This window comes from Microvirga sp. GN3 (assembly GCF_055792825.1).
Genome location: NZ_JBVVAK010000267.1, coordinates 1 through 6,510, shown reverse-complemented (window position 1 = coordinate 6,510; position 6,510 = coordinate 1). Strand labels below are relative to the sequence as shown.

The window sequence follows — 6,510 nt, the reverse complement described above, 5'->3', positions numbered from 1 at the left end:
TGGCGGCCGCCCTCAACTCAAGGCCGAGAAAGACGCTGGGCTGGAAAACCCCTGCAGAGGCGCTTGACGAATGGCTGCGGCAGGTCAACAGAATCCATGTTGCGACGACCGTTTGAATCCGCCCTGTTCGCCACTGCCGCTGTGGCTCTCGAGCACAGGGGTGTCTCATCCCCCGGCGCTCAGCTGGCGATGATCCATAGCTGGAACACGGCAACACTTCTGATGTTTTCGAGTTTGCCTCAGGCATTCGCGGAAATATGCCATTAGTTTGCCTCACCGTCTGAAGTGCAGACAATATTCGAGTGTCGTGGGAGGCCGATTATTGAACTAGCTGTGCCGCCAGACCTTCACGGCTGAAATCAGCAAAATCGCCGCCAAGGCTGGAAGCAGGACGGCATTGGGAACCATGCCGAGCAGCAGGCCGCCAATGAATGCGCCAGCAATCGAACCTGCCGCCATGACGAGCAGGAAAGCGCGGTTGCGGCTGAGAACGGAAAAGCTCTGGTCCCGACTGTAGCGGGTGAATCCAACGAGCATCGTCGGCAGGCTCACGGCCAGCGATAGGCTACCGGCGAGCTTAATGTCAGCCCCAAACAGCAGCACCAGCGTTGGGATCAGCAACTCGCCTCCCGCCACGCCGAGCAGGGAGGCCACGACGCCGATGACGAACCCGGCGACTACGCTAGCGACGAGTTGCGCCGATCCGGTCAGGAGAGGTTGGTCCGCGCTCGCGTCATGGCCAAACACCAACACTCCCGCAATGGCGACTAGGAGAACCGCGATCACCCGGTAGAGGGTCTCCGATTTTAGACGTGTCACCCATCCGGCGCCGACCCAGGCCCCGAGAAGGCTCCCGGCAAGCAGGTTGAGCACGATGGACCATTGGGCCGCGATCAGTCCAAAGGGCACTGTTCCCGCCCGGAACGGAAGAGCGGAGGTGACCACGACGAGGCTCGTGGCCTTGTTGAGGATCACAGCTTCTAGCGCCGCGAAGCGGAACAGACCGATGAGCAATGGAAGACGGAACTCCGCCCCACCAAGACCAATCAGGCCGCCGAGAGCACCAATGACTGCGCCACCTCCAAAGGCCATTGGGAGATTGCGGGAAGCATGGTTTGCGGATGGGTCTAGTGCCATCCCCCAGACTTATGCGAAAACGACGCTGAAAGCAGCCCTCGCAAGTGTAGGAAGACCTTCTGCGAAAATCGCATAGCCGGAAAGTTTGATATGGGCCGAAGATGGAATGGAGCGCAAACGTATTACGGCGTCTGAGCTAGAGCATCGGACCCAAAAGCGGATTTGCACTTTTGGGGTCTATCCGATGCTTCTTTCAAAGATGAGCGCATCGTTCTTCGCGGAAAACCGGGTCCACTTTTGGGTCCGATGCGCTAGCTAAAAAGCCCGCCTCAGGGGGTGAGGCGGGCTGATGCGCGCTTTGAGGAAGCACTTTGCCGAATTGTGGCCATCCTATGCGAGCGTCTGTACCACATGTAGATGCAATCAAAGGATGCCGCAGGCGCTCCGCTAAGTACTTGAGACGATGTAGGCTCAGGACCTATTAATTTGGCTTGAGGAGTGATTCAGTGCCTCAGTGAAGGAGGCGCTGATGAGCGATCTATTTCTGCTGAGCGAACGCCAAATGGCGCGGATCTCGCCGCACTTCCCACTGGCTCATGGTGTGCCGCGCGTGGACGACTGCCGAGTGGTCAGTGGGATCGTCTACGTGATCCGCAACGGCCTGCAATGGAAGGACGCCCCGAAGGCATACGGGCCGCACAAGACGCTCTACAACCGGTTCATGCGATGGAGCCGGTTGGGCGTGTTCGACCGGATCTTTGCCGCTCTGGCGGGTAAAGGCCCCAAGCCCGAGCGGATCATGATCGACGCCACCCACCTGAAGGCGCACCGAACTGCGGCGAGCCTGCTCAAAAAGGGGATGTTCCCCGTCGTCTCGGGCGCACGAATGGTGGGCTGAACTCCAAACTCCACGCCGTCTGTGACGAGGCAGGCTGACCCATTATCCTGCTCCTGTCCGAGGGCCAGATGAGCGACCACACAGGTGCACGGCTCCTGCTGGATACCTTGCCGGCCGGCTCGATGCTGATCGCGGATCGCGGCTACGACAGCAACTGGTTCCGCATGGCGCTTGCCGAGAGAAACATCGAGCCGTGCATTCCGCCCACCAGGAGCCGCAAAGTTCCTCTCGACTACGATAAGGGCCTCTATCGCCAGCGCCACAAGGTCGAGAACATGTTCGCGAAACTCAAGGACTGGCGCCGGATCGCCACTCGTTATGACCGTTGCGCCCATACCTTCTTCTCGGCGATTTGCATCGCAGCTACCGTCATCTTCTGGATCAATCGATGAGTCCTGAGTCTAAAGACGCTTTCTGACAATGATCGAGCCATCGGACGGATCATCCTGGTGGAAGGAGAACCCTTCCGAGTAAAACAGCGATAGAGGGCCAAAATGGTTTTCGGTGGCGGTCTTTGCTCCTGGTCGGGGGTAGGCCTCGGCGATCAAGAGCTTCATTGCCGCAAAATCTTGGAGCACGCTTCTTAACAGCTGCCGCGCAATACCCTGTCCGCGGAATGCCTGCGCCACGACAAAGCAGGTAATAACGCCAATATGCTTATGGTCTTCCCGGGGCTCTACATCAAAGATCGGAATGGCGTCCTTCGGCCCGGCTCCGCACCAACCCACCGCTTGGTCTCCAGCAAAGGCGAGATGACCCCACATCTGCCCGGCTTGGATACGCTCGGCGATCGATTGCCGGTTTTCCCTGGCCGTCCAGTCCTTCCAGGGCTTCCTGCAGTGATCCGCGTAAAAACAGTTGCAATAACAACCGGACCATTCTGGGTTGTCCTGGAACGCTTGCCGATCGAAGAAATCCAGATATGCAGGCAGCAAATCCGGCGTCAGCTTCCGCACAATTACCATATCCCCCACCGTCTTGATGTAATTCTGAAAGCACCATCTAGCGTCAATCCATCCACCGTTGAAGATCGGAACGTCAGGGATTTCCAGCAGCGCCTGAGGCGCAATACCTATATCTGCCTGTCCGGCAACCACGCAGATTGCCCGTCGACATGCCTCCTGATCCCGGCAAGAAAACCATGAGCGCATCCTGCTTCAATTGATTAATAGGTCTTGAGCCTAGCTTTAATTTCAAGTTTGCCTCACCATCTCGCGGAAGCATGCCATCACTCTGCCTCACCTCGGAGAGTACGCGGTCGTTTGAGTTTGGTAGAAGGCCGTTATGGAGTGCGGAACCCTGCTCTGACCGATGTGCCTTCCGCAGGGCTCCTGGAGGTGTCAGTGGAACAGCAAAAAGACTATGACCGAACGTTGATCATGGGCAACGGGGGCTGTGGCAAGACCTGGCTTGCACGCAAGCTCGGCGACGTTCTCGGGCACCAGGTCATCCATCTCGACGATCTGCATTGGGAGCCCGGCAGCTATGGCACCGCTCGGGATCGAGCGTTGCGGGACAAGGACGTGCGAACTGCAGCTGAAGCGGATCGTTGGATCATGGAAGGTGTCTACGGCCAGCTCGTGCATATGGTGCTGGGGCATGCCACGACGTTGATCTGGCTTGATCTGCCCGAAGACGAATGCATCGCCAACATTCGGCACCGCGGACTTCAAGGCGGGGGAAGCCAGACGCGCTTTCAGGGCCTCCTTCAGTGGGTGGCCGAGTATCGCATCCGCAAGAATAACTGGAACTCGTTCGACGCCCACAAAAAGCTGTTCGAGCTGTTCCCTGGCCCGAAGGCGCTACTACAGAGCCGTGCCGAGATTGCCGCTTATCTGGACCGCATCGTATAGCTCGAACGGCTACAGTTCTCCCACAATTGCCTCTATGAGATGAGGGTGGACGACGTTTCCGATACGGCCACGAGCTCTGCGCACCTATCGCAGCCACTCTCCGTGTCTGAGGTAGGCTCATTGTTCTCGGTTCCGGAGTTCCCATGGTGGATCGCCGGCGGTTACGCGATCGAGTTCGCTGTCGGGCATTCGTTCCGACTAACAGGGGATTGCTGGCGGCTCATGGTCGGAATGGTTTGGCTCCTGTAGAAGCCGAGAGATGTCCGGAACCCCCTGGGTGCTCCCGGCGCATCCTCGTGTCTGGGATCTCGACGCCTCGCTTCACTGTGCTTCCCCGGCCTTCCGCTGTGAAGCCATGCTTCGCGTAGAATGCCTCCGCTCCCAACACCGACTTAACCTTGGTGATGGCGCCTCCCGTGCCTTCGGCATCGGCGAGACAGGTTTCGACGAGAGCCGAGCCTACGCCTTGGGATTGGCAGTCCGGATGAACGAACAGCGACAGTAACTCGTCATCCTCCCACGAGGCGTACCCGACGACGGAACCGTCCACCTCCGCAACGAAGAACCGCTCTCCAGCCTCGGAGGCTCGGACGTATCCTTCCGGAGTGCGACCGTCCATCCATGCCGTGATCTGCTCGTGTGTGTAGCGTCCCAGCAAGATCCGGGTCAGGCACGCGCTGTGAATCGCATGGATGGCCTCAGCATCTCCTCTGGTCATGGGGCGGATGATCATTGGACGGCTCCTTGGTAGACGATGGAGAGCGGATCCATGCGGACGAATATGCCCCAACCGCACAATGCGCTGCAAGGCAGTCACGGCATTCCGCGCCGTTCAATTCCGAATGTCTGATAGCCAATCTTTCTCGCCCGCAAAAGCTCGCAAGTTCAGCAGGTTGAGTGAATTCCAGTGGTCTTTGCTCCATTATGCCGGAACGAAACCCTATGGAACGCGATGAGATGGTTGGGCTGTCGGATCTGCAGACCCAGGGATCTCAATCGTGTTCAGGATATCGAGGAGATCGTCCGGCCAGACCGTCTCAGACGTTTGAGCCAATTCCGCCATAGACCACCAGCGATGGTCCGCCATGACCTCCTGCTCTTCGGGTGTCCAGCCGTCACGAGACAGGTCCGTATGCTCAGCCTGAACCACGAAGAAGCGTTCTTCCGCCATGACATGCTCCCCATCCGGGAGCTGCAGGACGAACTCTCGGCTCCCCACCTCCGGTCCCATGGTGTCTACGTAGAGGCCAGTCTCTTCCCTGAGCTCCCGGATAGCGGCCTGTTGAAATGTTTCCTCCTCTTCGAGGCCACCTCCCGGCGTGGCCCAGTAGGCTTGACCTGCAAGAGCCCCTCGCTGGTGTGAGAAGCGGAACAACAGCACTCTTCCAGCCGGATCGAGGACAAGCAGTCGGGCTGAGGGACGGCGGCGCATGGTGTATTCCTCAAAGGGAACGGGCCGATCAAGCAATCGGCCGGAGAGCATATCATGACGCCTGATCCCATTGGGGAAAGCCCGCCTCAGAGGGTGAGGCGGGCGGATGCGAGCTCTGCGAAAGCACTTTGCCAGATTGTAGCTATCCTGTGCGAGCGTCCTCAACTACTGTGGATGCTCCCGAAGGATGGCGCACGTCTTCCGCTAAGTAGCTGCTAAAGCTGAGTTTTGTTTTCGAGAACGCCTCAACCAATAGGCATATACCTCGTCAGTCCGCCTCACGGCCGAATAGTCCGCGTGAAGCATAGAACCAGGCGGTTTGGGACCATCACGTGTTGGTGCGTCTGTACAGGGCAAGTGATCCAGCTAGTCCGAGCAGCGCTCCGCCGCAGATCCTGTCCAGCCAGAGCGCGCCCGACGCCTTCAGCAGACACATGGCCTGCGCGCCAAGGACTGCGTAGGCCAGCATGATGATAAAGTCGAGGAATGCGAAGGTCAGGGCTAGAACCACATACTGCGGCATCTGCGGCGAGGATGGCTCAATGAATTGCGGCAGGAAGGCAGAAAAGAACAAGTACCCTTTTGGATTGGTAATGGCCACGAGCAAGCTCTTGAGAAAGATCGAGCGCGAGGGCCCTGATTGAGCGTCTGTGCCGACATCTAGGGTAAGGTTGAGTGTTCCTTTGGACCGCAGCAGCATCACGCCGAGATACGCGAGATAGGCGACGCCCAGCCATTTCACGACTGAGAACCAGAACTCTGAGGCGGCGAGCAATGCTCCCAGCCCCAGCGCCACGGCGCCGATCAGGATAAAGTCGGACACGACGGCGCCAGCCATTCCGGAGCAGGCCCGCGCCACGCCGTATCGCGATCCGTTGGTCAGCGCCAATAAAACCGTAGGACCCGGAGTCGCGATGCCGATGAACGCGACAAGGGCGAAGGCTAAAAGTGTCGCGCCGCTCATATCATCTCCCTGGCATGACCATTCACTAGAAGCACTCAGATAAGAGCCGTTTAGAATAGGAGATACTGAAGCTTATGCGCGGCGAGTACAAGAGGTGCTCGTGGCCGATTGACTACGATTTGATTGTTCATGGAGCGGACTGTGGCTGATGAAGCGAGCAACCAGACAGGCGGATCACTGTACCTGATTTGATCGCAGCAAAGCCCGCCTCAGTGGGGGGGGGGGGGAGGGGTAGAGTCCGCGCTAGTGGTGGAAATTTGCTGACGCGCCGGGTGTTGGGATGAGG

At 58.5% G+C, this 6,510-nt stretch carries 6 protein-coding genes and 1 pseudogene; 2 read left to right on the top strand and 5 right to left on the bottom strand.

Annotation, left to right across the window (positions count from 1 at the left end):
* Window positions 1–327: 327 nt before the first annotated feature.
* Window positions 328–1,092, bottom strand: a complete 765-nt coding sequence (locus ACS5Q1_RS45835) for a sulfite exporter TauE/SafE family protein (protein ID WP_473104448.1) — start codon at window positions 1,090–1,092, stop codon at window positions 328–330.
* A 514-nt stretch (window positions 1,093–1,606) separates the two neighbouring features.
* Between ACS5Q1_RS45835 and ACS5Q1_RS45830 the strand changes: the two are divergent.
* Window positions 1,607–2,367, top strand: a pseudogene (locus tag ACS5Q1_RS45830) (IS5 family transposase).
* A gap of 9 nt (window positions 2,368–2,376) precedes the next feature.
* On the opposite strand, the gene ACS5Q1_RS45825 reads toward ACS5Q1_RS45830, so the two are convergent.
* Window positions 2,377–3,072 carry a GNAT family N-acetyltransferase gene (locus ACS5Q1_RS45825; protein WP_473104447.1) on the bottom strand — a complete coding sequence of 232 codons (696 nt, stop codon included), beginning with the start codon at window positions 3,070–3,072 and terminating at the stop codon, window positions 2,377–2,379.
* Between the two features lie 282 nt (window positions 3,073–3,354).
* Between ACS5Q1_RS45825 and ACS5Q1_RS45820 the strand changes: the two genes are divergently transcribed.
* Window positions 3,355–3,828: a P-loop NTPase family protein gene (locus tag ACS5Q1_RS45820; RefSeq protein WP_473104449.1), complete on the top strand. Its 474-nt coding sequence runs from the start codon at window positions 3,355–3,357 to the stop codon at window positions 3,826–3,828.
* Window positions 3,829–4,048: 220 nt separating this feature from the next.
* Here ACS5Q1_RS45820 and ACS5Q1_RS45815 read toward each other — a convergent pair whose 3' ends face one another.
* The 3 genes from ACS5Q1_RS45815 to ACS5Q1_RS45805 all read right to left on the bottom strand — a co-directional run bounded on the left by ACS5Q1_RS45815 (window position 4,049) and on the right by ACS5Q1_RS45805 (window position 6,224).
* Complete coding sequence (locus ACS5Q1_RS45815) at window positions 4,049–4,561, bottom strand: GNAT family N-acetyltransferase (RefSeq protein WP_473104446.1); 513 nt, start codon at window positions 4,559–4,561, stop codon at window positions 4,049–4,051.
* Between the two features lie 207 nt (window positions 4,562–4,768).
* The gene (locus tag ACS5Q1_RS45810) at window positions 4,769–5,260 is read right to left on the bottom strand and encodes an NUDIX hydrolase (RefSeq protein ID WP_473104445.1); all 492 of its coding nucleotides are present in this window, start codon (window positions 5,258–5,260) and stop codon (window positions 4,769–4,771) included.
* A 328-nt stretch (window positions 5,261–5,588) separates the two neighbouring features.
* Window positions 5,589–6,224, bottom strand: a complete 636-nt coding sequence (locus ACS5Q1_RS45805; RefSeq protein WP_473104444.1) for a LysE family translocator — start codon at window positions 6,222–6,224, stop codon at window positions 5,589–5,591.
* Window positions 6,225–6,510: the final 286 nt, after the last annotated feature.